The sequence below is a fragment of the Streptomyces sp. NBC_01450 genome (genome assembly GCF_036227505.1).
In the GTDB taxonomy this organism is placed as follows: domain Bacteria; phylum Actinomycetota; class Actinomycetes; order Streptomycetales; family Streptomycetaceae; genus Streptomyces.
The window spans coordinates 1,788,994-1,814,929 of record NZ_CP109480.1 but is presented as its reverse complement, the minus strand read 5'-3'; the positions used below and the strand labels follow the sequence as shown (position 1 = coordinate 1,814,929).

Annotated in this window: 26 protein-coding genes and 7 pseudogenes; 22 read left to right on the top strand and 11 right to left on the bottom strand. The window is 71.6% G+C overall.

Going from position 1 to position 25,936, the window contains the following annotated elements; translation table 11 throughout:
• The first annotated feature begins 31 nt into the window (after positions 1 to 31).
• From OG568_RS08270 to OG568_RS08255, 4 genes are all read left to right on the top strand, one after another.
• Positions 32 to 661 carry a hypothetical protein gene (locus tag OG568_RS08270; RefSeq protein WP_181652438.1) on the top strand — a complete coding sequence of 210 codons (630 nt, stop codon included), beginning with the start codon at positions 32 to 34 and terminating at the stop codon, positions 659 to 661.
• Between the two features lie 169 nt (positions 662 to 830).
• Positions 831 to 1,712, top strand: a complete 882-nt coding sequence (locus OG568_RS08265; RefSeq protein ID WP_329530910.1) for a universal stress protein — start codon at positions 831 to 833, stop codon at positions 1,710 to 1,712.
• 70 nt (positions 1,713 to 1,782) lie between these two features.
• Positions 1,783 to 2,805, top strand: coding sequence for a zinc-dependent alcohol dehydrogenase (locus OG568_RS08260; RefSeq protein WP_329530909.1), 1,023 nt, complete (start codon positions 1,783 to 1,785; stop codon positions 2,803 to 2,805).
• Between the two features lie 5 nt (positions 2,806 to 2,810).
• The gene (locus tag OG568_RS08255; protein ID WP_329530908.1) at positions 2,811 to 3,701 is read left to right on the top strand and encodes a universal stress protein; all 891 of its coding nucleotides are present in this window, start codon (positions 2,811 to 2,813) and stop codon (positions 3,699 to 3,701) included.
• A 10-nt stretch (positions 3,702 to 3,711) separates the two neighbouring features.
• On the opposite strand, the pseudogene OG568_RS08250 reads toward OG568_RS08255, so the two are convergent.
• Positions 3,712 to 3,918 (bottom strand): annotated as a pseudogene (locus OG568_RS08250) (polyphosphate kinase 2); the annotation flags it as partial.
• Between the two features lie 70 nt (positions 3,919 to 3,988).
• Between OG568_RS08250 and OG568_RS08245 the strand changes: the two are divergent.
• The 4 genes and pseudogenes from OG568_RS08245 to OG568_RS08230 form a co-directional block, all read left to right on the top strand.
• Positions 3,989 to 6,388, top strand: coding sequence for a phosphoketolase family protein (locus OG568_RS08245; RefSeq protein WP_329530907.1), 2,400 nt, complete (start codon positions 3,989 to 3,991; stop codon positions 6,386 to 6,388).
• A 52-nt stretch (positions 6,389 to 6,440) separates the two neighbouring features.
• Positions 6,441 to 7,457: a type I glyceraldehyde-3-phosphate dehydrogenase gene (gene gap / locus OG568_RS08240; protein ID WP_329530906.1), complete on the top strand. Its 1,017-nt coding sequence runs from the start codon at positions 6,441 to 6,443 to the stop codon at positions 7,455 to 7,457.
• A 12-nt stretch (positions 7,458 to 7,469) separates the two neighbouring features.
• Positions 7,470 to 7,667, top strand: a pseudogene (locus OG568_RS08235) (hydrolase); the annotation flags it as partial.
• Positions 7,633 to 7,917 (top strand): annotated as a pseudogene (locus tag OG568_RS08230) (glycosyl hydrolase family 65 protein); the annotation flags it as partial. The pseudogenes OG568_RS08235 and OG568_RS08230, both read left to right, overlap by 35 nt.
• 133 nt (positions 7,918 to 8,050) lie before the next feature.
• Here OG568_RS08230 and OG568_RS08225 read toward each other — a convergent pair.
• Positions 8,051 to 8,782 (bottom strand): universal stress protein, encoded by a 732-nt coding sequence (locus OG568_RS08225; RefSeq protein ID WP_329530905.1) that lies wholly within the window; start codon positions 8,780 to 8,782, stop codon positions 8,051 to 8,053.
• 170 nt (positions 8,783 to 8,952) lie between these two features.
• Here OG568_RS08225 and OG568_RS08220 point away from each other — a divergent pair, with 170 nt between their 5' ends.
• The 4 genes from OG568_RS08220 (at position 8,953) to OG568_RS08205 (ending at position 14,920) form a co-directional block, all read left to right on the top strand.
• Positions 8,953 to 11,646 carry a bifunctional acetate--CoA ligase family protein/GNAT family N-acetyltransferase gene (locus tag OG568_RS08220; protein ID WP_329536303.1) on the top strand — a complete coding sequence of 898 codons (2,694 nt, stop codon included), beginning with the start codon at positions 8,953 to 8,955 and terminating at the stop codon, positions 11,644 to 11,646.
• Positions 11,647 to 11,658: 12 nt separating this feature from the next.
• Positions 11,659 to 12,390, top strand: coding sequence for a CBS domain-containing protein (locus OG568_RS08215; protein WP_329530904.1), 732 nt, complete (start codon positions 11,659 to 11,661; stop codon positions 12,388 to 12,390).
• A 26-nt stretch (positions 12,391 to 12,416) separates the two neighbouring features.
• Positions 12,417 to 12,926 (top strand): flavodoxin domain-containing protein, encoded by a 510-nt coding sequence (locus OG568_RS08210; protein WP_329530903.1) that lies wholly within the window; start codon positions 12,417 to 12,419, stop codon positions 12,924 to 12,926.
• 233 nt (positions 12,927 to 13,159) lie between these two features.
• Positions 13,160 to 14,920: a sensor histidine kinase gene (locus OG568_RS08205; RefSeq protein ID WP_329530902.1), complete on the top strand. Its 1,761-nt coding sequence runs from the start codon at positions 13,160 to 13,162 to the stop codon at positions 14,918 to 14,920.
• Positions 14,921 to 15,015: 95 nt separating this feature from the next.
• Here the strand turns inward: OG568_RS08205 and OG568_RS08200 are convergent, their stop codons facing one another.
• From OG568_RS08200 to OG568_RS08190, 3 genes are all read right to left on the bottom strand, one after another.
• Positions 15,016 to 15,717, bottom strand: coding sequence for a response regulator transcription factor (locus OG568_RS08200; protein WP_329530901.1), 702 nt, complete (start codon positions 15,715 to 15,717; stop codon positions 15,016 to 15,018).
• A gap of 134 nt (positions 15,718 to 15,851) precedes the next feature.
• A complete protein-coding gene (locus OG568_RS08195; protein WP_329536302.1) occupies positions 15,852 to 16,481 on the bottom strand; it encodes a CBS domain-containing protein in 630 nt (209 codons plus the stop codon).
• Positions 16,482 to 16,556: 75 nt separating this feature from the next.
• Positions 16,557 to 17,021 carry a Crp/Fnr family transcriptional regulator gene (locus OG568_RS08190; RefSeq protein WP_329530900.1) on the bottom strand — a complete coding sequence of 155 codons (465 nt, stop codon included), beginning with the start codon at positions 17,019 to 17,021 and terminating at the stop codon, positions 16,557 to 16,559.
• A gap of 314 nt (positions 17,022 to 17,335) precedes the next feature.
• Here OG568_RS08190 and OG568_RS08185 point away from each other — a divergent pair, with 314 nt between their 5' ends.
• From OG568_RS08185 to OG568_RS08170, 4 genes and pseudogenes are all read left to right on the top strand, one after another.
• Complete coding sequence (locus tag OG568_RS08185; RefSeq protein ID WP_443077582.1) at positions 17,336 to 17,524, top strand: universal stress protein; 189 nt, start codon at positions 17,336 to 17,338, stop codon at positions 17,522 to 17,524.
• Positions 17,500 to 17,928 (top strand): annotated as a pseudogene (locus tag OG568_RS08180) (putative PEP-binding protein); the annotation flags it as partial. The gene OG568_RS08185 and the pseudogene OG568_RS08180, both read left to right, overlap by 25 nt.
• A 46-nt stretch (positions 17,929 to 17,974) precedes the next feature.
• Complete coding sequence (locus OG568_RS08175) at positions 17,975 to 18,793, top strand: universal stress protein (RefSeq protein WP_329530899.1); 819 nt, start codon at positions 17,975 to 17,977, stop codon at positions 18,791 to 18,793.
• Positions 18,794 to 18,922: 129 nt separating this feature from the next.
• Positions 18,923 to 19,804 carry a universal stress protein gene (locus OG568_RS08170; protein WP_181648379.1) on the top strand — a complete coding sequence of 294 codons (882 nt, stop codon included), beginning with the start codon at positions 18,923 to 18,925 and terminating at the stop codon, positions 19,802 to 19,804.
• Positions 19,805 to 20,065: 261 nt separating this feature from the next.
• On the opposite strand, the pseudogene OG568_RS08165 reads toward OG568_RS08170, so the two are convergent.
• A pseudogene (locus tag OG568_RS08165) lies at positions 20,066 to 20,254 on the bottom strand (universal stress protein); the annotation flags it as partial.
• 412 nt (positions 20,255 to 20,666) lie between these two features.
• Between OG568_RS08165 and OG568_RS08160 the strand changes: the two are divergent.
• The 3 genes from OG568_RS08160 to OG568_RS08150 are packed head-to-tail and all read left to right on the top strand — an operon-like array spanning position 20,667 to position 21,888.
• Positions 20,667 to 21,257, top strand: coding sequence for an Rv1733c family protein (locus OG568_RS08160; protein WP_181648378.1), 591 nt, complete (start codon positions 20,667 to 20,669; stop codon positions 21,255 to 21,257).
• Between the two features lie 44 nt (positions 21,258 to 21,301).
• The gene (locus OG568_RS08155; protein ID WP_181648377.1) at positions 21,302 to 21,514 is read left to right on the top strand and encodes a hypothetical protein; all 213 of its coding nucleotides are present in this window, start codon (positions 21,302 to 21,304) and stop codon (positions 21,512 to 21,514) included.
• Complete coding sequence (locus OG568_RS08150; protein WP_329530898.1) at positions 21,511 to 21,888, top strand: hypothetical protein; 378 nt, start codon at positions 21,511 to 21,513, stop codon at positions 21,886 to 21,888. Before OG568_RS08155 ends, OG568_RS08150 begins: the two co-directional genes overlap by 4 nt.
• Positions 21,889 to 21,900: 12 nt before the next feature.
• Here the strand turns inward: OG568_RS08150 and OG568_RS08145 are convergent, their stop codons facing one another.
• From OG568_RS08145 to OG568_RS08135, 3 genes and pseudogenes are all read right to left on the bottom strand, one after another.
• On the bottom strand, positions 21,901 to 22,053 hold the full coding sequence (locus tag OG568_RS08145) for a hypothetical protein (protein WP_241757486.1): 153 nt from the start codon (positions 22,051 to 22,053) through the stop codon (positions 21,901 to 21,903).
• A gap of 154 nt (positions 22,054 to 22,207) precedes the next feature.
• Positions 22,208 to 22,447 (bottom strand): annotated as a pseudogene (locus OG568_RS08140) (NAD-binding protein); the annotation flags it as partial.
• Complete coding sequence (locus OG568_RS08135) at positions 22,444 to 22,599, bottom strand: hypothetical protein (protein WP_329530897.1); 156 nt, start codon at positions 22,597 to 22,599, stop codon at positions 22,444 to 22,446. The gene OG568_RS08135 and the pseudogene OG568_RS08140, both read right to left, overlap by 4 nt.
• On the opposite strand from OG568_RS08135, the gene OG568_RS08130 reads away from it, so the two are divergent.
• The 3 genes and pseudogenes from OG568_RS08130 to OG568_RS61335 form a co-directional block, all read left to right on the top strand.
• Entirely contained in the window at positions 22,574 to 22,807 is a 234-nt protein-coding gene (locus OG568_RS08130; RefSeq protein ID WP_329530896.1) for a hypothetical protein, read from the top strand. The two genes, OG568_RS08135 and OG568_RS08130, sit on opposite strands and share 26 nt — an antisense overlap.
• Positions 22,777 to 23,130, top strand: coding sequence for an ATP synthase beta subunit C-terminal domain-containing protein (locus OG568_RS08125; RefSeq protein WP_241756950.1), 354 nt, complete (start codon positions 22,777 to 22,779; stop codon positions 23,128 to 23,130). Before OG568_RS08130 ends, OG568_RS08125 begins: the two co-directional genes overlap by 31 nt.
• Before the next feature lie 16 nt (positions 23,131 to 23,146).
• Positions 23,147 to 23,626, top strand: a pseudogene (locus OG568_RS61335) (V-type ATP synthase subunit D); the annotation flags it as partial.
• Positions 23,627 to 23,780: 154 nt separating this feature from the next.
• Here the strand turns inward: OG568_RS61335 and OG568_RS08120 are convergent.
• Together OG568_RS08120 and OG568_RS08115 are read right to left on the bottom strand one after the other, a co-directional pair.
• Positions 23,781 to 24,776 carry an Acg family FMN-binding oxidoreductase gene (locus OG568_RS08120; protein WP_443077581.1) on the bottom strand — a complete coding sequence of 332 codons (996 nt, stop codon included), beginning with the start codon at positions 24,774 to 24,776 and terminating at the stop codon, positions 23,781 to 23,783.
• A gap of 95 nt (positions 24,777 to 24,871) precedes the next feature.
• Positions 24,872 to 25,813 (bottom strand): pyridoxamine 5'-phosphate oxidase family protein, encoded by a 942-nt coding sequence (locus tag OG568_RS08115; protein ID WP_329530895.1) that lies wholly within the window; start codon positions 25,811 to 25,813, stop codon positions 24,872 to 24,874.
• Positions 25,814 to 25,936 lie beyond the last annotated feature (123 nt).

The following is a 25,936-nucleotide window of genomic DNA, read 5'->3' as shown; positions in this document are numbered from 1 at the left end:
CACTCTCCGATTCCCCGAAGGGATCACCACCATGGCCGTGCACGAGCACCCTCACCGGAGCCCGGGGTTCCACCTGCCGTCCTTCCGCAGGAACCGGGCCGCGTCCACCTCTGAGTCCGCCGTGTCGGCGAGCACCGACACGCACACCCTGCGGGCCTACTCCTTCGCCTCGCTGCGTCTGCTGACCGGATTCGTCTTCCTGTGGGCCTTCCTCGACAAGACCTTCGGGTTCGGCTACGCCACCCCCTCCGGCAAGGGCTGGATCGACGGCGGCTCGCCCACCAAGGGCTTCCTCAGCGGCGTCGCCGCAGGGCCGATGGAGTCCACCTTCCACTCCTGGGCGGGCGACACCTGGGCGGACTGGCTGTTCATGGCCGGACTGCTCGGCATCGGGCTCGCCCTGATCGGCGGGATCGCGCTGCGCCTGGCCGCCGTGGCGGGCACCGCGATGATGGCGCTGATGTGGGTCGCCGAGTGGCCGCCCGCCAGGCACCTGTCCGACGGCACGGCGAGCATGTCCACCAACCCGTTCGCGGACTACCACCTCGTCTACGCCGTCGTCCTCATCGCACTGGCACTGGCCGCCGCCGGCGACACCCTGGGCGTCGGCAAGCTCTGGGCCAAGCTGCCGATCGTCCGTGACCACGGCTGGCTGCGCTGACCGCGGAGGGGAGGGCGGCTCCCGGAAAGGGCTGCCCTCCCACGCTCGCCCCGCGGGTCCATAGGGCCGATCGGCCCCTTCCGGGGACCTGCGGCCCCTGCACCGTGAACCCCCCACGACACGACGCTGGAACCGGGATCTCGCGATCCTGGTTCAGGAGGTGGAGATCATGCCCCGCACCGTCACCGTAGGCCTCGACGGCTCGCCCGAGAGTCGTGCCGCCGCCGACTGGGCGGCCCGTGAGGCGAAGCTCCGAGGGCTGCCGTTGAAGCTGGTCAACGTCTGGGAGCCCGCCCCGGAACCCATCGCCCAGGCACTGCTGCCCGGCCCCGAGACCCATCAGCAATGGAGCGAACGGATACTGCGTGAAGCGGCCGACGGACTGCGGGCGGCCCACCCGGGGGTCGACGTGCTCGTCGAGCACGTCACCGGCCGGCTGGCCCAGGTGCTGACCGATGGCGCGAAGGACGGCGAACTGCTGGTGCTCGGATCCCGTGGCTTGAGCGGGGTGGGCGGTTTCGTGGTCGGCTCCGTCGGCCTGGCCGTCGTGGCACACGCCGAGCGTCCGGTCGTTCTCGTGCGGGCCCAAGGAGACACCTCGGGCACCGACTCCGGCGTTGCGGCCCCGCGACCCGTCGTGCTCGGGCTCGACACCACGGCCCCCGACGACACCCTGATCGGCTTCGCCTTCGAGGCGGCCCTTCTGCGCGGCGCCTCCCTGCGTGTCGTCCATGCCTGGAACGAGCCGCCCTACATCGCGTACGGCATGGCCCCGGACTTCGAACTGAACGCCCAGATCGCCGGGGAGCAGGCCGCCGCCCTGACCGAGGCCGTGCGTCCTTGGCGGCAGAAGTTCCCGGCCCTGGACGTCGTCGAGGACTCGCTGTCCGGGAAGGCGGCCGATCACCTGGTGGACGCCTCCGCGGAGGCGTCCCTGGTCGTCGTCGGCCGCCGTATCCGCCGTTCCCCGCTCGGCGCCCACATCGGGCCCATCACCCACGCAGTACCGCACCACGCCACCGCCCCCGTCGCCGTGGTCCCGCACGACTGACGCCCGGCACGACCGACCACCCGGCACGACTCACCACCAGACGCGCCTCACCATCCGAGGAGAGACCCCCATGAAAGCGGCAGTCGTACGAGCGTTCGGCGAACCCCTGGTCATAGAGGAGCGCCCCGACCCCGAGCCCGGCCCCGGCCAGGTCCGCGTCAGGGTGGAGGCTTCCGGGCTGTGCCACACCGATATCCACGCCGCGCACGGCGACTGGCCGGTGAAGCCGAACCCGCCCTTCGTCCCCGGTCACGAGGGCGTCGGGCTGGTCGAGGCGCTCGGCGACGGCGTCACGCATCTCGCGCTCGGGCAGCGCGTCGCGGTGCCCTGGCTCGGCTCGGCCTGCGGACGGTGCGAGCACTGCCTGTCCGGCTGGGAGACGCTCTGCGAGCAGCAGGTCAACACCGGATACGGGTGCGACGGCGGCTACGCCGAGAAGATGCTCGCGCGCGCCGACTTCGCCCAGCCGGTGCCCGACGGGATCTCCCCGCTCGACGCCGCCCCGCTCACCTGCGCCGGGGTCACGACGTACAAGGCGCTCAAGGTCGCCGGTGTCGGCCCCGCCCAGCTGGTGGCCATCTCGGGCGTCGGCGGACTGGGGCATCTGGCGGTCCAGTACGCGAAGATCGCCGGGGCGACGGTGGCGGCGATCGACGTCACCGACGAGAAGCTCGAACTCGCCTCGGAACTCGGCGCCGACCTCGTCATCGACGCCCGCACACACGACCCGGCCGAGGTGCTCAAGAGGTTCGGCGGCGCGCACGCGGCGATCGCGCTCGCGGTGAATGAGGCCGCGTTCGCCGCCGTGTACGGAGGACTCCGGCGCGGTGGGAAGCTCGTGATGGTGGCATTGCCCGCGCACGGGACCATCCAGGTCCCGATCTTCGACACCGTACTGAACGGCACGTCGGTGATCGGCTCGATCGTGGGCACCCGGCAGGACCTGGCCGAGGTCTTCGAGCTGCACGCGGCGGGCCGCACCCGGGTCATCCGTGAGTCCCGGCCCCTCGTCTCCGTCAACGAGTCCATCGACGCGGTGCTGCGCGGTCAGGTCAAGGCCCGGATCGTCTTCGACTTCGCTGAAGGACGGTGAGGACCGTGGTGCTGCCCTTGGTCGTGGGCGTCGACGGCTCGGAGTCCAGCCTGCGTGCCGTGGACTGGGCGACGGACGAGGCCGCGCTGCGCGACGTGCCTCTGCGCCTGGTGTACGCGTCGCTGTGGGAGCGCTACGAGGGCGCCGCGCTCGCCGAGGGCCTCGGCAGGTCCTCGGAGCAGGTGATGGCCGACGACATCGTCGAGGCCGCCGCACGGCGCGCTCACCGCCGCGCCCCGGACGTGAAGGTCACCACCGATGTCCTGCCCGACGACGCTGTGAGCGTGCTGTCGAACGAGGCGCACACCGCCGCCGCGCTGGTCGTCGGATCGCGCGGCCGCGGCGGCCTGGCCGAACTGCTCCTGGGCTCGGTCAGCCTCGCGATCGCCGGCCGCGCCGCCTGCCCGGTGATCGTGCTGCGCGGCAGCCACGACAACCAGGCAAGGGCCGGGAGGCACCGGCGCGTGGTCCTCGGAGTCGGCGAGGGGCCGCACGGCACGGCGGCCACCCGGTTCGCCTTCGAGGAGGCCGAGGTCCGCAAGGCCACCCTGGACGCCGTACGGGCCTGGCGCTGCCCGGCATACGAGAGCACCGACCACCCCCTGCTCACGGGTGAACCGGCCCGTTTGCACGAGCAGCGGGCCGTCGAGATCCTGGAGTCGGCGTTGAGCACGGCCGCGGCCGAGCATCCTGCCGTAGACCTGCGCCGCAGGACCGCCGAGGGCAGCGCTCGCCGGGTCCTGCTGGACGCCTCGGACGAGGCCGACCTGCTCGTCGTCGGAGTCCAGCGGCACCACGGACACAGTGGACACGTCGGATTCCAGCTCGGCCGGGTCGCCCACACGGTCCTGCACCACTCAGCCTGCCCGGTCGCCGTCGTACCACAACGCGGATGAGCGGCTCAGAAGCTTGCCGCCCGTCAAGATGCTCCGACACCCGTTTGATCGTGCCGCCCTTGCCCGCCGCGTCCCGGCCCTCGAAGATCACCACGAGCCGGGCGCCCTCGGTGCGCACCCACTCCTGGAGCTTCACCAGCTCCGTCTGGAGGTGCAGCAGCTCCCGCTCGCATGCCTCGCGCGGCAACGCCGCCGCCTTCTCCGCTCGATCACGCACACCGATGCACGCCCCGCGAAACGCCCTGCGACACACCTCGTGACGCACCTCGATGACTTACGGAGTCACCATGCCCAAGGTCGAACCGCCCAAGGTCGAACACCAGGACAGCACCGTACTGACCGACGACGAACTGCGCACCCTGGACGCCCACTGGCGCGCCGCCAACTACCTTGCCGTGGGCCAGATCTACCTGCTCGCCAACCCGCTGCTGACCGAACCCCTGACCCCCGCGCACATCAAGCCGCGGCTGCTCGGCCACTGGGGCACCTCACCCGGCCTCAACCTGGTGCACACGCACCTCAACCGGGTGATCAAGACCCGTGCTCTGGACGCGCTGTGCGTGTGGGGGCCAGGACACGGCGGGCCCGCGGTCCTCGCCAACTCCTGGCTGGAGGGGACCTACAGCGAGACGTATCCGAGCGTCTCGCGGGACGAGGCCGGCATGGAGCGGCTGTTCCGGCAGTTCTCGTTCCCCGGCGGGGTGCCCAGCCATGTCGCGCCCGAGACCCCGGGCTCGATCCACGAGGGCGGTGAGCTCGGCTACTCGCTGGCGCACGCCTACGGGGCCGCCTTCGACAACCCGGACCTGCTGGTCGCCTGCGTCATCGGTGACGGCGAGGCGGAGACGGGGCCGCTGGCCGCGTCCTGGCACTCCAACAAGTTCCTCGACCCGGTCCACGACGGCGCCGTGCTGCCGATCCTGCACCTCAACGGCTACAAGATCGCCAACCCGACCGTCCTGTCCCGGATCCCGGAGGCCGAACTCGACGAGCTGCTGCGCGGCTACGGCCACGACCCGATCCACGTCGCCGGCGACGACCCGCACGAGGTCCACCGCGCGCTGGCGGGCGCCTTCGACCGGGCCCTGGACAGTATCGCGCTGATGCAGCGCACCGCCCGCGAGGACGGCGTGCCCGAGCGGGTGCGCTGGCCCATGATCGTGCTGCGCACCCCGAAGGGCTGGACGGGACCGGCGGAGGTCGACGGTGTGCCCGTCGAGGGCACCTGGCGCGCCCACCAGGTACCGCTGGCCGCGGTCCGCGAAAACCCGGAACACCTGGGGCAGTTGGAGACCTGGCTGCGCTCGTACCGTCCCGAGGAACTCTTCGACGCCGAGGGGCGCCCCGTCGCCGACGTCCTCGCCTGCGTACCCGACGGCTCGAAGCGACTCGGCGGCACCCCGCACGCCAACGGCGGCCTGCTCGTCCGTGATCTGCCCGTCCCGTCCCTCGACCGCTACGCCGTCCCCGTCGACAAACCGGGCGCCACCCTGCACGAGCCCACCCGGGTCCTCGGCGACCTCCTCGAACAGGTCATGAAGGACACCTCCCAACGCCGGGACTTCCGCCTGGTGGGCCCCGACGAGACCGCCTCCAACCGGCTGGGAGCCGTCTTCGGCGCCAGCGGCAAGGCCTGGCAGGCCCAGACCCTCCAGGTGGACGAGCACCTGGACCGGCACGGCCGAGTGATGGAGATCCTCTCCGAACACCTCTGCCAGGGCTGGCTGGAGGGCTACACGCTGACCGGCCGGCACGGGCTGTTCTCCTGCTACGAGGCGTTCGTGCACATCGTCGACTCGATGGTCAACCAGCACATCAAGTGGCTCAAGACGTCGAGGGAGCTGGCGTGGCGCGCTCCGGTCGCCTCCCTCAACTACCTGCTCACCTCGCACGTCTGGCGCCAGGACCACAACGGCTTCTCGCACCAGGACCCCGGCTTCGTCGACCACGTCCTCAACAAGAGCCCCGAGGTCGTACGGGTCTATCTGCCGCCGGACGCCAACACCCTGCTGTCGGTGGCGGACCACGTGCTGCGCAGCCGCGACTACGTCAACGTCGTCGTCGCGGGCAAGCAGCCCTGCTTCGACTGGCTCTCCATGGACCAGGCCCGCGACCACTGCGCCCGCGGTGCCGGGATCTGGGAGTGGGCGGGCTCGGCGAACGGGGACCGCGAACCGGATGTCGTCCTCGCCTGCGCGGGTGACGTCCCCACCCTGGAGATCCTGGCCGCCTCCGACCTGCTCCGCCGCCATCTGCCCGAATTGGCCGTCCGCGTCGTCAACGTCGTCGACATGACCCGGTTGCTGCCGCGCGAGGAACACCCGCACGGGATGGGCGACTTCGAGTACGACGGGCTGTTCACCACCGACAAGCCGGTGATCTTCGCCTACCACGGCTACCCCTGGCTGATCCACCGGCTCGCCTACCGCCGCGCCGGCCACGCCAACCTCCACGTACGCGGCTACAAGGAGATGGGCACCACCACGACCCCGTTCGACATGGTCGTCCGCAACGACATGGACCGCTACCGCCTCGTCATGGACGTGATCGACCGAGTCCCCGGCCTCGGCGTCCGCGCCGCCGCCGTCCGCCAGCAGATGGCCGACGTCCGCACCCGCCACCACGCCTGGATCCGCGCACACGGCACCGACCTGCCCGAGGTCGCCGACTGGACCTGGAGCGGCTGAGCCCCACCCCGCACCGGCCGAAATCCCACACCCCGCAAGGGAGTTCAATGCCATGACCGTACGCGTCGGCATCAACGGCTTCGGCCGCATCGGCCGCACCTATCTGCGCGCGGCACTCGACCGGGAGCAGGCGGGCACCCAGGACGTCGAGGTGGTCGCCGTCAACGACATCGCGCCGCCCGCCACCCTGGCCCACCTGCTGGAGTACGACTCGACGTTCGGGCACATCGGGCGGGAGGTCCTGCACGACGACAGCTCGATCACCGTCGACGGCCGGCGCATCTCCGTCTCCGCCGAGCGCGACCCGGCGGCCCTCCAGTGGTCCGACCACGGCGCCGACATCGTCATCGAGTCCACCGGCCGCTTCCGCGACCGCGACGCCGCGGCCCTGCACCTGAAGGGCGGCGCCCACACGGTGCTGCTCTCGGCGCCCGGCAAGAACGCGGACGCCACCATCGTCATGGGGGTCAACGACGACACCTACGACTCGCACAACGACCGGATCGTGTCCGCCGCCTCCTGCACCACCAACTGCGTCGCGCCCATGGTCAAGGTGCTCCACGAGGCCTTCGGCATCGAGTGCGGCGTGATGACCACCATCCACGGCTACACCAACGATCAGTCCCTGCTGGACGGCCCGCACAAGGACCTGCGCCGGGCCCGGTCGGCGGCTCTGAGCATCATCCCGACCAGCACGGGAGCCGCCCGCGCCGTCGGGCTGGTGATACCGGAACTGGCCGGTGCCCTGGACGGCATCGCGGTGCGCGTGCCCGTCGAGGACGGCTCGCTCACCGACCTCGCGGTGGTGCTGCGGACGGCGGCGACGGCAGAGGAGATCAACAGCGCCTTCGCCGAGGCATCGGAGGGACCGCTGAACGGGATCCTCCGCGTCTCGAAGGCGCCGATCGTCTCCCGGGACGTCATCGGCGATCCGGCTTCCTGCGTCTTCGACCCGGCCCTGACCCAGGCCAACGGCACCCTGGTGAAGGTCTTCGGCTGGTACGACAACGAGTGGGGCTACACCAACCGGCTCCTCGACCTCACCGCACTGGTGGCCGACGACCGATGAGCGCGGAGCGGCATGGCCCGCGTACCCCGTGCGCTGCGGGGGACGCGGGCCGTGGTCCTCGACACCGACGGCGTCATCACGGACTCCGCGCGGCTGCACGCCGCCGCGTGGAAGACGGCCTTCGACGCCTTCCTACGCCCACGCGGCAAGCGCCCCTTCGACCCGCGCGAGGACTGTGTGCGCTACGTCGAGGGCAGATCGCACCTCGACTCCGGACCTCGCGAGCCTGCTCCCACCGCACGGCTTGGCAACAGCTGTGGTTCAACGCCGAGCTGGAGGTGCCCAACAGCCCGGGTCCGGTGCTGCGGCTGCACTTCTTCCACCCGCTCCAGAGGCTCTCTGCCTGACCGGTTTGGAGACGCGGGGCGACACGCTTTGGCTCGATCCGGTGCCGCTGCCAGAGGTGCCCGAGTATGGCTTTACATTCCGCTACCGCAGTCATCGTGGCGTGCGACTGCGTCTGTCCGCAGGCCAGTTGATGGTGGCCGTGCCCGCGTCCGGCCCGATCGACGTCGCCCTCGCGGCCGTACCGTGTCCGTGGCGCCCGGCGAATCCCGCACCCTCACCCTGCCGGACCGGTGACCGGTGCCTCGTCAGTGGGGAACCACGGTCACCGGGCATCCGGTCTGCTCCAGCACCGCGTTCAGCGTGGGGCCGAGCGTCCGGCCCGCGCGGCCGACCACCAGGAGCTCCGCCGAGGCCGACGCCTGGACCAGGGCGGCCGACGGGCTCTGCAGGCGGACGTCCTCATAGACGTCCACCCGCGGATACTTCTCCCGCCACGGCCGCAGCGCGTCCGACAGCAGCTGCACCTCCTGGTCCTCCCATGCGCCCCGGTCCTCCTCCGGCAGCGCGTACGGCATCCACCGCTCGGCGCGGGAGGGCAGCCGCCAGGCGTGCACGGCGTGCAGCCGGGCACCGCGGCGCCGGGCGGCATCGAACGCGAAGTCCACGACGGCGCTCACCGGGTCGCGGGCATCCACGCCCAGAACCACCTGGCCCGTACGCCACTCGCCGCCCGTACGGCCGTGGCCGCCGCCCGGCACCAGCACCACCGGTAGGTCTGAGCGGGCCGCCACCTCATGGGCCACGGAACCCACGGCCGGCCCCGGGACGCCGTCCTTGCCGCGCAGCCCGAGAACGGTGCACGAGGCCCGCGAGCCCAGGGAGAGCAGCGCCGCGGCGATCTCTCCGGCCGGTTCGGCCCCGTCGATGTGCACGACCCGCAACGGCAGTCCGCGCAGCCGCGCGTCCCCCGCCGCCCATTCGGCCGCCGCCCTGCTGGGCGCGGAGGCGTCGACCCCGACAACGATCGGCTCGGTCATGGCAGTTCGTCCCTCCATGCGTAGGGGTTTCCAGGGTGTCCACCCTCCGCCGTGGACCGGCCCACGAGACAGGGGCCGACCGGCCCATGCGGCGCACCCGACCAGCCCCTGGGGCGGGCCCGCGCACTGCTGGATGCTCGAAGGGTCGAGAGGTTTTGAGGAGGCCCGAGATGACGGACGACGAGCGCGACCGCCCCACCGTGCACGCTCTGCTCGCGGACGGCACCACCGTGTGCATACGGTCCGTGCGGCCCGGTGACCATGAGCAGCTGCGAGGGCTTTACGAGGAGATGTCACCGGAGAACCTCCGGCTGCGGTTCTTCGCCGCCAGCCGCCGCTCCGCCGACCTGGCCGCCGATCGGGCCGCGGCGCCGGCCCGCCCCGGCTATCGGGCGCTGCTCGCCGAGACGCAGGGCCGGGTGATCGGCCTGGCCGAGTATGAGACCGTCGACGACCCCGAGACGGCCGAGATGTCGATCGCCGTGGCCGACGGGCTGCACCACCGGGGTGTCGGCACCCTCCTGGTCGAACACCTCGTCTCCGCCGCGCGTGCGGACGGTGTCACCACGTTCACCGCCGACGCGCTCAGCGAGAACTACGAGGTGCTGCGGCTCTTCACCGACCTGGGCCTGCGCGCCGGACGCCGGTTCGAGGGTCCGGAGGTGCGCTGCACCATCGCGCTCGACGAGGACGACACCTACCTCGCGGCCGTCGAGGCCCGTGGCCGGGCCGCCGACGTCGCCAGTCTGGAACCGCTGCTGCGCCCCGACGCGGTCGCCGTGGTCGGCGCCGGACGCAGGCCCGGATCGGTGGGGCGGGCTCTCCTGCATCATCTGCACGCGGGGGGCTTCACCCGACGGCTCTTCGCGGTGAACCCCCACGTCTCCTCGATCCTCGGCGTGCCCTCCTACCCGTCGGTCAGCTCGCTGCCCAAGGTCCCTGATCTCGCGGTCCTCGCGATACCCGCGGACGCTCTGCCCGCCGCGGCCGAGGAGTGCGGCAAGGCCGGCGTACGGGCGCTGCTCGTGGTGACGGCCGGGCTCGACCCCGACCAGGCGGAAGCGCTCATGACCGCGTGCCGTACCTACGGCATGCGGCTGGTCGGCCCCAACTGTCTCGGCATCTCCAACACCGACCCGAGGCTCCGCCTCGACGCCACCTTCGCGGCCGATCACCCGCGCCCCGGCACGGCGGGCGTCGCCGTACAGTCGGGCGGCGTGGGCATCGCCCTGCTCGACGGGCTGTCCCGGCTCGGCATCGGTGTCTCGTCCTTCGTGTCGCTCGGCGACAAGTACGACGTCAGCGGCAATGACATGCTCCAGTGGTGGGAGAGCGACGGCCGCACCGACCTGGCCCTGCTGCACCTGGAGTCCTTCGGCAACCCGAGGGCGTTCTCCCGCACCGCCCGGCGTGTGACCCGCCGGATGCCTGTTCTGACGGTCGACGCGGGCCGTACCGAGGCCGGTCGCCGTGCCGCCGCCTCGCACACCGCGGCCGCCGCGACCCGGACCATGACCCGGCAGGCGCTGTTCACCCAGGCGGGCATCACCGCAACCCGGTCGGTCGGCGAACTCCTCGAAACCGCCGCGCTGTTGCACGCCCAGCCGCTCCCGACCGGGACCCGCGTGGCGATCGTCACCAACGCGGGCGGCGCGGGTGTCCTCGCGGCGGACGCCTGCGCCGAAGCCGGACTGTCCCTGCCCGCCCCCACCCCCGAGCTGATCGACGACCTGCTCGCCGTGCTGCCCGAAGGGGCGGCCGTGGGCAATCCTGTCGACGCCACGGCGGCCGTCACGGAGGACGAGCTCAGGGACTGTGTGGACCGGCTTCTGCGGTACCCGGGCATCGACGCCGTGCTCGTGGCCCTCGTCCCCACCGCGGTCGCCGTGGCGACCGGCGACGACCTCGTGCGCGCCCTCACCGATGGCCCCGGACGGCGGGAACGGGCCGTCTCCGTCGTACGCCTGGAGCAGGACCTGCCGGTCAAGCTGCTGCCCGCGCGGGAGGGCGGCGCCGTTCCCTCGTACGCCGAACCGGTCGCGGCGGCACGTGCCCTGGCGCACGCCGCCCGTCGCACGACCTGGCTCAACCGGCCCGTGGGCACGATCCCGGAGCTGGTGGAGGTCGACACGGCCTCGGCGCACACGGTCGTCGAGACCTACCTCGCCGCCCATCAGGACGGCGGCTGGCTCGACCCGCGCACCTGCGCCGAACTCCTCGCCTGCTACGGCATTCCGCAACTCCCGTGGGCCTGGGCCGAGACCGAGGACGACGCCGTCATCGCCGCCGAACGGCTGCGCGGTGCCGACGGCCGCGTGGTCATGAAGGCCCAGTGGCCCGGCATGGTCCACAAGACCGAACAGCACGCGGTCCATCTCGACCTCCAGGGCGACGCCCAAGTACGCGCCGCCTTCCGGGACTTCGAGACCCGGTTCGCCGGACTCATGACCGGAGTCGTCGTCCAGCCGCTGGCGGCGCGCGGCACCGAGCTGTTCGCGGGCGTGGCGCAGGACGACGTCTTCGGCCCCCTCGTGTTGTTCGGGCTCGGCGGCGCGGCGACCGAGGTACTGGCCGACCACGCCGCCCGCCTCGCCCCGCTGACCGACCACGACGTACACGATCTGATCACCGCGCCGCGCTGCGCGCCCCTGCTGCTGGGCGCGCACGGCAGCAGGCCGGCTGATCTCCAAGGCCTCGAACAGCTCCTGCTGCGGCTGTCCCGCATGGCGGGCGACCTGCCGCAGCTCGCCGAGGCCGACTTCAACCCCGTCCTGGCGACACCCGCCGCGGTCACCGTGCTCGACGCACGCGTCCGCCTGCTGCCGCGCCGCGCCCAGGACCCCTATCTGCGCCGACTGCGCTGAGGAGGAACAGAGATGAGGCAGAACAAGGTCGGATCGGTGATGGCCACGGAGGTCGTCACGGCCCGGTACGGCACCCCCTTCAAGGAAGTGGCACGGCTGCTCACCGAGCACCGCATCAGCGGGCTGCCGGTGATCGACGAGGACGACAAGGTCCTCGGTGTGATCTCCGAGACCGACCTCATGGTCCGGCAGGCGGGCGTCCCTGAGCCCTACGAGACGCCGCGTCGCTTCCGGTTCACCGGGCTGACCCGCGGAGCCCGACGGGAGGCCGCGAAGGGGCACGCACGTACCGCCGGACAGCTGATGTCCGTGCCACCGGTCACCGTGCACGCCGACGAAACCATCGCCGAGGCCGCCCGGACCATGGCGCGCGGCCGCGTGGAGCGGCTGCCGGTGGTGGACGACGAGGACCGGGTCGTCGGCATCGTCACCCGCCGCGATCTGATCCAGGTCTTCCTGCAGCCGGACGACGTGATCCGCCGCGAGGTGATCGACGAGGTGCTGGTCCGCACGCTGTGGCTGCCCCCCTCGACCGTCGAGGTCGGCGTGCACGAGGGCGTCGTCACCCTCGACGGCCACGTGGAGCGCCGGAGCGAGGCGGAGATCGCCGTCTCCATGACCGACCGGATCGATGGCGTGGTCGCGGTGGTCGACAAGCTGACCTACCGGATGGACGACTCGCACCTGCGGCCGGACGAGCCGGCCCTGCACGGTGTCACCGAGGAATGGCTGCGCAAGCTGTGAAGCAGGGCGAGAGGAGGGGTACCGCCATGCCGGCCAAGGTGCTCGTCGCCTACGGGACGACGAACGGATCGACCGCGCGGATCGCGGAGACCATCGCGGAAGTCCTGCGCAAGGGGGGCGTGCCCGCCGAGGCGGTGCCCGCTCGCTCGGTGACGGGCGTCGAGTCGTACGACGCCGTGGTCGTGGGCGGTGGACTGTACGCGGGGCGCTGGCACAAGGACGCCCGCCGCTTCGTCCGTCGGCACGGCCGAGTGCTGGCCGGGCGTCCGCTGTGGTTCTTCAGCAGCGGTCCGCTCGACGCCTCGGCCACGGAGAAGGATATCCCGCCCGTCCCCGGTGTGCGGCGGGCCATGACCCGGCTCGGTGTCCGTGCGCACGCCACGTTCGGGGGCTGCCTGGAGGAAGGGGCCAAGGGATTCGTCGCCCGGAAGATCGTTTCCTCCGGGAAGGGCGGGGACTTCCGTGACTTCGGGCAGATCGAGGTGTGGGCCACGGACATCGGAACCGAACTGGTGTCCGGGATGCGGGCGGGTTGAACCCCGCGCCGCTTCGGGACCGGGCGCAACCGGAACCTTTCCGGTTGCGCCCTCACGCCGACCTGAAGCGTGATGCGACCGGACGGCAACCGACGACGGTCCGATGGCCTGAACTGTGTTCAGAATTCCCGACGTCGAAGCAGCGCGTGGTGCTGCCGAGGCCTCCCAGGCAGTACCGTGAGGGCAGGCGAACTGGTGCGCGGCCTTGTCCGCTTGATGGGCCGGAGGAAGCGATGGGCGCGGACACGCGTGGAGGATCCGAGCAGCATCTGCCCAAGCTTCGCCTCGATGAGCTGCTGGGCGAGCTGCAGGTGCGCATCGACGCCGTCCGTGGCACTCGGGACCGCCTGCACAGCCTGCTGGAGGCCGTCCTGTCGGTCGGACGGGAGCTGGACCTGCCGCAGGTGCTGCGCAGTATCGTCGAGGCCGCCGTGGTTCTGGTGGATGCCGAGTACGGGGCGCTGGGTGTGATCGGTGGTGACCGGAAGCTGTCCGCGTTCATCACCGTCGGCATCGGCGAGGAGCGGCGGTCTGAGATCGGGGCGCTGCCCAGCGGGCACGGGCTCCTTGGCGAGCTGATCCGGCATCCGGTGCCTCTGAGGCTGCCGGAGCTCTCCGAGCATCCCGAGTCGTACGGCTTCCCCGCCCACCACCCGCCGATGCACTCCTTCCTCGGTGTACCGATCCGGGTGCGGGACGAGGTGTTCGGGAACCTGTACCTCACCGAGAAGCGCAATGAGCGGGAGTTCGACGCGGAGGACGAGTCCGTCCTGGCGACGCTGGCCGTGGCCGCCGGCGTGGCCATCGAGAACGCGCGGCTGTACGAGGAGACCAGGCTCCGCGAACGCTGGCAGCGGGCCAGCGGGAAGGTCACCAGCGTCCTGCTGACCGGCGCGCCGAGCGCGGAGGTGCTGGAGCTGATCGTCGATGAGGCACGGAAGATCGTCTCCGCGGACATGGGAATGATCGCGGAGGGCGTACCGGGCGAGGAGGCGCTGCGGCCGGCGCTGGCCGTCGGGCTCGGCGCGGAGGAGTGCGGTGGCCTGGTGATGTCGGCCAGGGACGGTTTCGTCGGAGCCGCGCTGAGCTCTGCGGAGCCGGTGGTCAGCGCGGACATCGCACACGATGCGCGCGTGGGCGAGGGCGAGGCTCAGTGGGCCGGGCTCGGACCCGTCGTGGCGGTGCCGCTCGGTACCAGCGGGAAGGCGCGGGGTGTGCTGCTGCTGGGGCGGGTCCAGGGCGGCGCGCCTTTCGGGGATGCGGACACCGGGCCGCTGCTCGGGTTCGCGGATCAGGCGGCGCTGGCGCTGGAGCTGGCCGAGCGACGGCGGGACGCGGAACAGATCGCACTGCTCCAGGACCGTGACCGTATCGCCCGGGATCTGCACGATCTCGCCATCCAGCGGCTCTTCGCGGCCGGCATGACGCTGCAGAGCGCCCAGCGTTTCATGGAGCATGCCGAGGGCATGGAGCGACTGACTCGGACCGTCGACGACCTCGACGACACCATCAAGATCATCCGGTCCACGATCTTCGGCCTGCGAACGCACGGCGGGGCGGGCCGGGAGGGCAACGGTCTGCGCGGCCGGGTCTCCGAGGCGGTCACGGCCTCGACCACGTCGTTCGGGTTTGCGCCCGCGCTGCGGATCGAGGGGCTCGTCGAGACCGAGGTCCCCGGCGACATCGCCGACCACGCCGTCGCGGTCCTCGGCGAAGCGCTGAGCAACGCGGCCCGGCACTCCGGAGCACATGCCGTGGACGTCCGGCTCCAGTGCGCCGGTGGTGAGTTGACGCTCACCGTGACGGACGACGGCTGCGGGGTGCCGGCTGACGTGCGGCGCAGCGGGCTGAAGAACATGGAGGAGCGGGCCATCGCCCTCGGGGGCGTACTGACGCTCGGCGAGCGGCCCGGGGGCGGTGGCACGCGGCTGGTGTGGCGGGTGCCGGTGAGCGCACCCGGCGCGGGCCCGGGGGGCGGTCCGGCGCACGGCTGAGACTGCCGGTGACCTCTGCGTCCGGTGTCCGCCGGCTGCGGGTGGCGGGGGCTGGTCGCGCAGGTCACCGCGCCCCTGAAAGGGCACTCCCGGGGTCAGCGAGTCTGGTGGTCGGCGGTGTCGGGGTGCTCCAACTGGCTGGCCAGGACCGCCGCCTGGACCCTGCGCTGGACGCCTAGTTTGGCCAGCAGCCGGGAGATGTGGTTCTTCACCGTCTTCTCGGACAGATAGAGCCTCTTGCCGATCTCCCGGTTGGTGAGCCCGTCCCCGATCAGCGCGAGGATGTCGCGCTCGCGGGGCGAGAGGCCGGCGAGTTCGGGAGCGAGTGTCGGGGCCTCGGTGGGGTCCGCGCGCAGGGACCGCATCAGCCGGGCCGTCGTCGTGGGGTCCAGCATCGACTGGCCGGAAGCCACGGTGCGTACCGCGGAGACCAGATCCGAGCCCTTGATCTGCTTGAGCACGTAACCCGAGGCTCCGGCCATGATGGCGTCGAGCAGGGCCTCCTCGTCGTCGAACGACGTCAGCATCAGACAGGCCAGCTCCGGCATCTGGCTGCGCAGCTCCCGGCAGACGCTGATCCCGTCGCCGTCCGGCAGGCGTACGTCCAGGACGGCCACGTCCGGCCGCAGCGCCGGGCCGCGCACCAGCGCGTGCTCGACGCTGCCCGCGTCGCCGACCACCGAGATGTCCGGCTCGGCGTCCAGGAGATCGGTCAGACCGCGGCGCACAACCTCGTGGTCGTCCAGCAGGAAGACCCGGATGGGGTTCTGTTCCGTGAAGGTGCGCGCCTCGGCCATGACGACCCCTTGTTCAGTTTCAGTGGTGGACTGCGGACCACGAGCGGGTTGTGACGACGATCATCACGCTCCGGGGCCGAACGCACTAGGGCCGACCGGCCCAACTTGAGCGCTGTCCTGGAATCGACCGCCGGTCACCGCTCCGGCTGCCCGGACGGCCCCGTGAGCTCGAACTCGATGTCCACCACACCTTCGACGGTCCGCACCAGGCGCGCGGCCACGGGCACCAATGAGGTGTCCCGGACGCGCCCGGCGAGAGTGACGACCCCGTCGTGCACCTGTACCCGCACGGGTGACGACGGCGCACGGAACAGATACGACACCACTTCGCGGCGCACCTCCTCGGCGATGTCCTCGTCCTCCCGAAGGAACACCTTCAGAAGGTCGCCGCGGCTGACGACGCCTTCGAGCAGGCCCACGTCGTCGACGACGGGCAGCCGCTTGACCTTGGCGTGCGCCATGGTCCGTGCGGCCTGAGCGAGAGTCGCGTTCGCCCGGACGGTGAAGGCCGGGGCCGTCATGAGGTCCTCGGCGGTCACGGCGCCGGCCTTGGCGAGATCGGAGAGCCGCCGCAACTGCGTGTACCGGTCCGGATCGCTGTCGCGGAACTCCTCCTTGGGGAGCAGATCGGCCTCGGAGACCACGCCGATCACCCGGCCCTCGCCCTCCAGGACGGGCAGGGCACTGACCTTCCACTGCTCCATCAACTGCACGATCTCCTTGAAGTTCGCCCTGCGGCCGATGGCGGCGACGGTGTGGGTCATCACGTCGCTGACGATGTGCGGGTGCCGTGCACGGTGACTCCTCGGTGGATGACAACTCGGTGGATGGCGACGTGGTCAGCTGAGGCTTCCGCTGCCGTAGGGCGCGTACATGTCCAACAGCCGGGTCCTGGCCGACCGCAGCCGGCGGGCGACCGTGTCTCCCACCCACTGACCCACGGCCATTCCCAGCGCCGGATCGGCCTGACACATATCGCGAACGGCTTCGGCGTCGAACTCGTAGGCGCGCACCGGACTCGTGGCCTCGGCGCCCAGATGCCAGGTGTGCGGTCCGAACAGCCAGGACCAGCCGACGAGTTCGTTGTGCCCGAGGGTCTCGATCACGGCCGCGCGGCGGCCGGGCACGCGCATGTCGAGAGCCACCGTGCCGGTTCGGATGATCCAGAACCGGTCCGCTCGCCGGCCCTCCTCGAACAGACGCGTTCCCAGCGGGAACGACACTTCCCGGGCGCTGTGCATCAGCCGCTCGCCGTGCTCGGCGGGCAATGCCCTCAGGATGCTGGAAGTGGGGGAAGCGTTCATGATGGTGTCCTCTTCCTCGAGCTCCTCTTCCAGGAGCGCGACCCTGCCACCTCCAATCTCTTTCCCCTGGCCCCCTTCCAACATGGGCCGATCGGCCCCGAGTCCGGGCCGTATGGCATCGGCCAGTACATACGGTCCGGCGCCTTCCCGTGCCCCACGCGAGCGAGGCTGCCCGGGCGTGGAGGGGCGGGACAACACTGGGGCCGAAGGGCCCTTCGGAAGGGCCTGCCCGGCCCCTGCACCCGGGCACGGCCCGGTATCAGGCTCGATGGGAGAAGAGAAATCCACCGGCATGCACGCAGGAGGTGCGGACCATGCCTCGACACGTCGCCGCGGGAATCGACGGTTCTCCCGAAGGCCTGGCCGCCGCGCACTGGGCGGCCAGAGAAGCCCTGCGCCGAGGCACGGCGCTGCGCCTGGTGCACGCCTGGAAGTGGCAGCCACGGCCGGCCCCGACCGTGCCCGCGGACCACTCGCGGTCGACTGCCCCATCGGCACGATGATCGAACTGTCCCGTGCCGCGCTGACCGCCGGCCGGATCGCCGAGGCCGCCGAGTTCTTCTCCTTCGGCACAAACGACCTGACGCAGACGGCGTGGGGACTGTCCCGCGACGACGTCGAGGCGTCGTTCTTCCCCGCCTACCCCGCCCAGGGCATTTTCGCCACCTCGCCCTTCGAGACCTTCGACCGGGACGGCGTGGGCCGACTGGTCCGGATCGCCGTCGAGGAGGGCCGCGCGGTGAACCCGGCCTTGAAGATCGGTGTCTGCGGCGAACACGGCGGCGACCCGGACTCCATCCATTTCTTCCACGACACCGGCCTCGACTACGTCTCCTGCTCGCCGTTCCGTGTTCCCGCCGCCCGCCTGGAAGCGGGCTGCGCGGCGCTGGCGAGCCGGGCCGACGGGGCGTCCGTGGCCACCTGGACAACACCGACCAAGGGGAGGGCAAGACATGACCACCCGTCATGTAACCGTCGGCGTGGACGGCACGCTCATCGCCGTACGGGCGCTGGACCGGGCCGCCGAGGAAGCGGTGCTGCGCGGCGCCCTGCTGGACATCGTGTACGCCGTGCCCGACCTCGACGAGGCCGGCCCGGTGCTGGCGTCCGCGGCTGCCCGGGTACGTGAGCGGCACCCCGGTCTGCCCGTCACCGCCTCCGCCTTCGAGGGCGGACCGGTCCAGGCGCTGGCCGAGCACGGTCGGGACGCCGAGCTCACCGTGGTCGGCACCCGAGGGCTCGGCGGAATCGCCGGCTTACTGTTCGGCTCGGTGAGCCTGCGGCTGGTCGCGCGGACGCGCGGACCGCTGCTCGTCGTGAGAGGGAACCACCAATCCGCTGGGCGCGGCGAGGTGTTGCTCGGCCTGGAAAGCGACGCCGACGCGGATGCCGCGGCGTTCGCCTTCGCGGAGGCGGAGCGCCGCGGGGGCCGGCTGCGTGTGCTGCGCTCTGCGAGTCATCGGAGCCGGACGCCCGCACCACCGGCTCCCCTCCCTGCGGATCGGGTGCGGGACGATGCTGTCGTGCACGCACTGACCGAACAGGCCATACCACGCCGCGCGGTTGCCGGGCTGCGGCAGCGCTATCCCCAGGTCGAGGTGGCGGTCCGCACGTTCGACTCCGGCCGGGTGCACTCGCTGCTGGAGGCGACCCGCGAAGCCGCCGTCGTGGTCGTCGGTGCCCACGGCCACCCCCACCGCATCGGCCCGCAACCGGGCCAGGTCACCGCCGCCCTGCTGCACCACTCCCACTGCCCGGTCGCGATCGTGTGAAGCGACCCCCGCGGGAGAACGGGACACCTGCCGGATGGGCCGTTCGGCCCCGCGCCGGGACCTGCGGCCCCTCCTGACGTGGGCCTGCCACCCGAAGACTGAGTCACAACCCCTTGAGGAGGTCCGCACATGTCCCGCAACATCACCGTCGGTCTGGACGGTTCGCCCGAGAGCATCGCCGCCGCAGACTGGGCCGCCCACGAGGCGCTGCTGCGCGACGCGCCCCTGCGCCTCGTACATGCCTGGCAGTGGCAGCCGTACACGTACTCCCCGCTCGCGGGCGCCTCTGTACCGCCCATGGACGACCCGCGGAGCGAGTGGGCCGAGCGCCTGCCGCGGGAGACCGCCGCCCGGCTCGCCGAACGCCACCCCAGCCTGCACATCACCGCCGAGCGGATCCCGGAGCAGCCCGTCACCGCGCTGCTGGCCGTCGCCGAGGAGGCCGATCTCCTGGTACTCGGGTCCCGGGGCCTGGGCGGAGTCCACGGCTTCCTCGTCGGCTCCGTGGCACTCGCCGTCGTGGCCAGGACCGAGCGGCCCGTCGTCCTCGTACGAGCCGTCGAACGTGTCGCAGACGAACACCTGAAGGACGGTGTCGTGCTCGGCCTCGACCTGGAGCATCCGGACGGTTCCGTGATCGGTTTCGCGTTCGAGGCCGCTTCCAGGCGCGGGGGGAACCTTCGTGTCGTCCACGGGTGGAGTCTGCCGTCCTCCTACGGCTACGGCGGCGCCTTCGACCTCGACCTCAACGCGGAACTGCGCGCGCAGATGCGGCACAACATGATCGAGGTACTGCGGCCGTGGCGGGAGAAGTTCCCCGGCGTCGACGTGAACGAGCAGGCGGTGGTCGGCAGCGCGGGCTCCCACCTGATCGACGCCTCCCGGGACGCCGCACTGGTGGTGGTCGGGCGTCGCAACCGGCGTACGCCGGTCGGAGCGCACATCGGACCGGTGACGCAAGCGGTCCTGCACCATGCCACCGCCCCGGTCGCGGTGGTCCCGCACGACTGACCGAGCGCACGGCGGCGGTCAGGAGTGAGTGAGCCTGCGCGCGTTGTACGCCGCCCACACCGGGAGGGCCTCAAACCGCGGCGGATCGGTCAGTGTGCGGGGGTGTCGCGCCGCGGCGGGCGACCGCTGCCGCGTGCGGTGCGGGCGGTTTCGCGGGTCCGGCGCTGCGGACGCAGCCGTTGATTTCTGACTTCACCCTCAACACCAGCCGCCCGCGCATACCGGCCGGTGGCCGGGCCCAGCGTTCGGGCCCGGCCGCTGTCACTCACCCTGCGGCACGATCGCCACCGGGCAGTCCGCGTGATGCAGCAGGGTGTGGCCGACCCGGCCGAGCCGAAGGCCGAAGTGGCCGTGCCTGTGCCGGGCGCCGCCGACGACGAGGTCCGCGGTCGCGGAGCGGTGCAGGAGCACCTTGCGGGCGGTCCCTTCGACCGTCGCCCGGTGTACCGAGAGAGTCCGAGAGGCCGGCGCCGAGCAATCAGGATCCGTAAGAAGCGGGTAGGGCCCCTCCCGCCTCGTCGAATTGGTCCACCTGGAAGGCGATGTCGGTTCCGACCGCGGCACCGCCCGTACGAGCCCTCAGCTCGCGACGGTGTCCACGCGGACGTTCCGAAGCCCTGGAACACAAGTGCTCTCATGACGACCTCTTCCGGGGCCTGGCGGACGCCGGTCGTGGGAGACGGCAGCGAGTGTGCGACCCCGCGCTCGGCCGAGGTGACCCGCACGCGGACCAGGGCCGAACGGCCCGCTGCCGAACGTGAGTGAGCGCCGAACGGCCCCGCGACGCTGCCTCGTCGGCCTATGCCGCCACTCGCACTCCGGTGTCACCTTCTTGTTTGTGAGGACGAGGAGGTGCGGTCCGATGCGCAAGACATGGACGAAGCGTGCGAGGCAGCCGCTGTGGCGGTGGCGAAGCAATCCCTTGCGACGGCACTACGACATCCTCGAGGCCTGGATCGTGCTGGTCGTGTGGACGGCGATCGCACTGGGCGGGATCCTGATCGGGGCTGTGACGGCCCATGCCGCCGAGGAATCCCTCACGCAACTGCGGCAGGAACGGCACTCGGTCCACGCCGTCCTGCTCGAGAGCACGACGCCGGCATTGTCGACAGGTGAGGGGGCGGCCTACGGCGAGGTCCGGGCGGGGGTCCGATGGACGGCGTCGGACGGTTCCCTCCGTACCGGCCGCACGTTGGTGGAGTCCGGGCGGAAGGCCGGATCGAAGGTCGTGGTTTGGATGAACGACAAGGGACAGCTCACCACGGAGCCGACGTCCGCCTCGGCGGCCGCAGCCGAGGCGGCCATGTTCGGCGCCGCGGCCGCGCTCGCCTTCGGCGGTCTGGTCTTCGCTGCCGGACGTGTCGTGCAGTGGAGACTCGACCAGCGGCGCTACGAGCTGTGGGACCAGGAGTGGGACCAAATCGGACCGCGGTGGGGACACCGGACCACCTGATCCAAGGGGGTTGGGCCAAGGCCGGAACGAAGGAGCTGATCGCCATGGCGACCCTGGTGGGACTCTCGGACAGCCAGGTCCAACTGGACGCCACCGAGCGCTGTCCTCGCGCGACGTTCGACTTCGATCTGGGGGTGCTGTGCCGGACCTGGCGGGCCGCCTATTACTCGTACGGTGTCCAGGACACCGGTCGGCACCTGTCCATCCACCTGGACACGGGCGGCTCCGAGCCGGAATCCAAGGAGGACCGGTCATGATCGGTGTGCTGGTGGCAGGGTTCCTGATCGCGCACGGCCTGCTGCACCCTGGCATCTGGGCGGCACCCGTGCCCGCCGACAGGTTTCGCTTCGACCCCGGACGGTCCTGGGCCCTCACGGCGGTCCACGCCTCCGCCGCGCCCGCCAGGGCCGCAGCGCTGGCACTCGCCTGGTACACCGCGCTGCTGTACGTGGTCGCTGGAGCCGGTGCCGCCGTGAGCAGTGGCTGGTGGCCGGGCGTCGCGATCGTGGCGGCTTCCAGCGGGCTAGCTCTCAAGGCGATCTGGTTCCACCCGTGGCTCGCCGTCGGGGTCCTGCTCGACGTGGGAGTCGTCGTCGCCGTGATCTGCTCATGGCCCGGATCTCTCCGCTGAAGAAGTCGGCCGTCACTGGAAGGCGGCGTGGATCTCCTGTTCGATGGCGGCGTGGGAGACGACGAGGCGTTCGTCGCCCGGCTGGAGCCGCGTCTCGGGGGCGGGGACGTCGGGCTGGCCGTCGCGGACGACCGTGGCGATGACGGCGCCCGCGGGGAGCGTGATCTCGGCGAGCGTGCGGCCCGCGGCGAGGGATCGCGGTGTGATGGCGGTTTCGATGACGTCGACACCCGCTTTGCGCAGTCTCAGCAGGGCAACGGTGTCCGTGGCCGTTGACGCGCGCGGCGACGCGGGGCACGGCGTACTGCCGTTTTGCGAGGAGACTGACGACGAGGTTGTCCTCGTCGTTACCTGTGGCGGCGATGACGAGGTCGGAGGTGTGTGCGTTCGCGTGTTCGAGGATGGTGGGGTCGCAGGTTTCTCCGGCGACGAGGCGTACGGGAAGGCGGTCTTCCAGTTCGGCGATGCGGACCTCGTCGACATCGATGAGGGTGACGTCGTTGCGGGCGGCTGCAGGTACCTGGGCGATCTGCGTACCCAGGCGTCCCGCACCTCTCATCGCTCTCCTTCCTTCTGGCTCCCGGGCCGGTGGCGCCGCAGCGACCACCTGCGGGTTTCCTCGGCGGCCAGCAGCAGCGCCCCGAATCCGGCGAGCACGACCCAGTCGGCGGCCCGCAGCGGCGCGGTGTTGAAGACGAGCTGCGACCTCACCTCCCTCTACGAGCGCTGCGGCCGCATCCGCGGCCGGCCCGGCTCCGTCAACGTCCTTCCGGTGCTCACCATGCCCGCCGGTGACATCACCCATCCGGTCCCCGACCTCACCGGTTACATCACGGAGGGGCAGATCGTGCTGTCCCGCCAGACGCACGCACAGGGCGCCTATCCACCGTGGACGCCCTGTCCTGGCTCTCCCGCCTGATGCGCAAGGGCGCCGGTCCCGGCCGTACCCGGCCCGACCACCTCGATGTCGCTGCGCAGATGCTCGCGGCCCTGGCGCGCGCCCGGCAGGTACGTGAGTTCGCCGACCTGGTCGGGCAGACCGCGTTGAGCCCGGCCGACCGCCGGTACCTCGACTGCGACGAGGCCTTCCTGCGGCCCTTCGTGGACCAGCGGCGCGACGAACTGCGGGCCCTCGACGAGACGTTGGAAAGCGCCTGGCGGGTGCTGCTCATCCTGCCCCGCGGTCAGCTCGCCATGCTGCCGTCCGCGCTGCTGGACGCGCACGGCGCGGAGCGGGGGTGAACGCGATGGCCCCCATCTGTCCCCCCCCGGGCGTGCCGGGCGGCAGCACCTGCTGCACCGCCTGGCCGTCGCCGCGCGCGGAGCCGACCTCCTGGAGAGGAAGCTGCGCATCCTGCGCACGGAACACCAGCGTCTCCTACAGGCCGAGGAGGCCTGCTCCGCCGCCTGGCGGGAGCGGCTGAGGGAGGCCGATACCTGGCTGTCGCGCGGGCTCGTCCTGAGCGGGGAGCACACGCCCTGTACTCGGCGGCGGCCGGTCCCGCTCCGGCGGACGTCACCATCGGCTGGACCGCGTCCATGGGGGTGCGCCGCCCCTCGGGGGATCTCGTGCACGGTACCCGCACGCGCGCCCAGCGCCGCCACACTGGGCAATGCCGCCCTGGTCCACGCCGAGGCCGCCTACCGGCAAGCGGTGCGGGCCGCCGCCGACCACGCCTGCGCCGGGGCTGCCGCCCGCATCGTCGGCGCGGAGGAGGCGAGCACGAGCCGACGGGTCCGCGCGCTCCGGCGGCGGTGGGCCGCTCAGGTCCTGAAAGGCGTGGAACGGCCGGCGAGCGGGACGGGCCGGCCACAGACCGAAGTGCCCGGCGCTGAACGCCACGTGCCTCGTCCACGCCCTGGAGCGTGTCGTGGACGTCGAATGCCACCTTTCAGGGCTCGATGTCGAGTACCTCCGGTACTGGGCGGCGTGGTGTGCCGGGGCCCTTGGGCCCGTAGCCGAGGCGAAGCACCATCTGCACATGGGCGGAGCCCGACAACGGGTCTCGCAGTGGCCAGCGCAGGTCCGGCCACTCCAGGGCCTGGGTGACGAACGAGCTGGACAGACCTTCGAGGGTGGCCAGCAGCAGCACGTGCTCCATGGCCTGACCGGCGCGCAGCCAGTCCTCCGGGCGATCGCGAGAGGTGCTGAGGAGGGCGAGTTGGGGGGAGCGTTCGAACGCTGTCGCGGTGCGGCCCGCCACTGACCTGGCGCCCGCGAAGTCGCGCACCGGACCCTTGCCGCCGCGCTTGCGCGGCCCGAAGGCGTACTCCGGGACCCCGTCAGGGGCCGACGTCACCGATGATGGGGTGCCGATGCGGGTCCAGGTGGCCAGGTCCTCGTCGCTGCCCCGGTCGGTCCGATTGCGTGCCTCGGCCTCCTCGACGAGTTCCAGCACCTCCTCCAGATGCCATGCGGTGGCGAAGGACAGTGACGCCCCCTCCAGACGGGCGGCGTCGCTCAGCGCCGTCCGCACGGCCTCGGGTATCTCCGTCTCCTCGAACGGGAAACGACTGCTGTGCCGTTGGTGAATCGCCGGATACAGCGCGGCGAGGTCGCTCTCGCCGCTTCCGAACCCGGTCAGTTGTACGGTCGCGAGCAGAGTGGGGTCGGTGAGGTCGGGCAGCAGTTGCGTCGCCGGGTACCAGCCCCCGTGGGTGACCGCGACCCGCAGGTTGAGCAGGGCGGCGCCGCAGCCGAGGTGGAGGGCGCGGGTGTCGGGGTCGGCGTGCGGTATGACTCGGCCGATATCGGCGCGCACATGGAATGTGCGGCTGCCCTGGAAGTAGCGGAAGCGCCATGGCTGCGCGTTGTGCATCGACGGCGCGGCCGTGGCGTCGTGGACCAGGCTCGCCACATGCTCCGGGGGGAGTGCTCGTTGGCTCACCGGTGGCTCCCTTCACGAGTCGGCGAACCCTTGGACGGAGCCCGCTTCTCGGTTGTCGCGGATCCTCGCGGTGGAATGCCCGCCGGGCAGCGCAGTCAGTGCCCGCTGGGATCGGGCGGACTGATACGACGGCCCGTGAGCTGGGTGGGGCTGATCGACACCCACAGCTCGCGTGCGCCGCCCGCCCATGGCTTGCTGTGGGCGCGATCGGTCAACCGCCGCACCGCGTCGGGCTCGGTGACCGCCCGGGCGGGGCCGACGGCCAGCACACTCCAGCCCTGACTCATGGCCTCGTCCACATGGTCGACCTCGAAGGCGACGTCCGTTCCCACAGCCGCCGCCGGGGCTGAGTCCGGCGCGGTCCGGAAGACGATCGCGTCGTCGACGACTTCGTAGTTCACCGGAACGACCGCCGGTCCGCCCGGGGTCGACACCGCGACCCGCCCCAGACCGTGCGTGGAGAGCCGGGCGCGACATTCCTCCGGGCTGAGGTCCTGCAGCTGGGGATCGAGGAGCGCCTGGCCCTGGCCGGGCGGGAGATCGATTCCGCCCCCGCGCAGGGCGGCGACGGAGGTGCCGAGCGCGGCGGCCAGCCTGATGAGAGTCGCCAGGCTCGGGTCGGCCGACCGCTCTTCGAGGTAGGCCAGGTACTGCGGCGCCATCTTGGCGCGCCGGGCTGTCTCCGCGCGGGTCAGTCCCTGCCGCCGGCGTTCGGCAGCCACGCGGCGGCCGATGTCACCAGGGTGGGACGCCCTGTCCGGTGGTGGTGTGTCGGACCCGGCCCCCGTCTGCTGACGTGCCTCGTCCGTCCTCGGCGGGGAAACCAGGTCAGGGCTCTCTCCTGACCCTGGTTCGAGGTGATGGATGTGCGCGTCGGGCCCGGGGAACACGAGCGTCACCTCGTCTGTATCCGACCAGTGCACGTCGTAGGGAGGGGTTCCGTCCTCGTGATGGAGCCCCACGATTTCGCCGTCGCGCCTGGTGACGCCGGTGGCCGGGCTTTCGACAACGAGTTGATCGCCGAGGTGAGCTCGCATGGTCGCCGCCCCTTCCTCAGAATGGTGCTGTACCCAACGTGCCACGTGTGCAGCGCCGCCGCATGGGCCGGGCAGCCCGACCAGGAGTGCCGAACGGACCGTTCTCCGGCCGACCTGCCCCTC

Excerpts from the sequence above, each read along its gene's own strand:
- OG568_RS08270 (WP_181652438.1), top strand. The coding sequence starts at position 32 with ATGGCCGTGCACGAGCACCCTCACCGGAGCCCGGGGTTCCACCTGCCG.
- OG568_RS08265 (WP_329530910.1), top strand. The coding sequence starts at position 831 with ATGCCCCGCACCGTCACCGTAGGCCTCGACGGCTCGCCCGAGAGTCGT.
- OG568_RS08260 (WP_329530909.1), top strand. The coding sequence starts at position 1,783 with ATGAAAGCGGCAGTCGTACGAGCGTTCGGCGAACCCCTGGTCATAGAG.
- OG568_RS08245 (WP_329530907.1), top strand. The coding sequence starts at position 3,989 with ATGCCCAAGGTCGAACCGCCCAAGGTCGAACACCAGGACAGCACCGTA.
- gap (WP_329530906.1), top strand. The coding sequence starts at position 6,441 with ATGACCGTACGCGTCGGCATCAACGGCTTCGGCCGCATCGGCCGCACC.
- OG568_RS08225 (WP_329530905.1), bottom strand. The coding sequence starts at position 8,782 with ATGACCGAGCCGATCGTTGTCGGGGTCGACGCCTCCGCGCCCAGCAGG.
- OG568_RS08220 (WP_329536303.1), top strand. The coding sequence starts at position 8,953 with ATGACGGACGACGAGCGCGACCGCCCCACCGTGCACGCTCTGCTCGCG.
- OG568_RS08215 (WP_329530904.1), top strand. The coding sequence starts at position 11,659 with ATGAGGCAGAACAAGGTCGGATCGGTGATGGCCACGGAGGTCGTCACG.
- OG568_RS08210 (WP_329530903.1), top strand. The coding sequence starts at position 12,417 with ATGCCGGCCAAGGTGCTCGTCGCCTACGGGACGACGAACGGATCGACC.
- OG568_RS08205 (WP_329530902.1), top strand. The coding sequence starts at position 13,160 with ATGGGCGCGGACACGCGTGGAGGATCCGAGCAGCATCTGCCCAAGCTT.
- OG568_RS08200 (WP_329530901.1), bottom strand. The coding sequence starts at position 15,717 with ATGGCCGAGGCGCGCACCTTCACGGAACAGAACCCCATCCGGGTCTTC.
- OG568_RS08195 (WP_329536302.1), bottom strand. The coding sequence starts at position 16,481 with ATGACCCACACCGTCGCCGCCATCGGCCGCAGGGCGAACTTCAAGGAG.
- OG568_RS08190 (WP_329530900.1), bottom strand. The coding sequence starts at position 17,021 with ATGAACGCTTCCCCCACTTCCAGCATCCTGAGGGCATTGCCCGCCGAG.
- OG568_RS08185 (WP_443077582.1), top strand. The coding sequence starts at position 17,336 with ATGCCTCGACACGTCGCCGCGGGAATCGACGGTTCTCCCGAAGGCCTG.
- OG568_RS08175 (WP_329530899.1), top strand. The coding sequence starts at position 17,975 with ATGACCACCCGTCATGTAACCGTCGGCGTGGACGGCACGCTCATCGCC.
- OG568_RS08170 (WP_181648379.1), top strand. The coding sequence starts at position 18,923 with ATGTCCCGCAACATCACCGTCGGTCTGGACGGTTCGCCCGAGAGCATC.
- OG568_RS08160 (WP_181648378.1), top strand. The coding sequence starts at position 20,667 with ATGCGCAAGACATGGACGAAGCGTGCGAGGCAGCCGCTGTGGCGGTGG.
- OG568_RS08155 (WP_181648377.1), top strand. The coding sequence starts at position 21,302 with ATGGCGACCCTGGTGGGACTCTCGGACAGCCAGGTCCAACTGGACGCC.
- OG568_RS08150 (WP_329530898.1), top strand. The coding sequence starts at position 21,511 with ATGATCGGTGTGCTGGTGGCAGGGTTCCTGATCGCGCACGGCCTGCTG.
- OG568_RS08115 (WP_329530895.1), bottom strand. The coding sequence starts at position 25,813 with ATGCGAGCTCACCTCGGCGATCAACTCGTTGTCGAAAGCCCGGCCACC.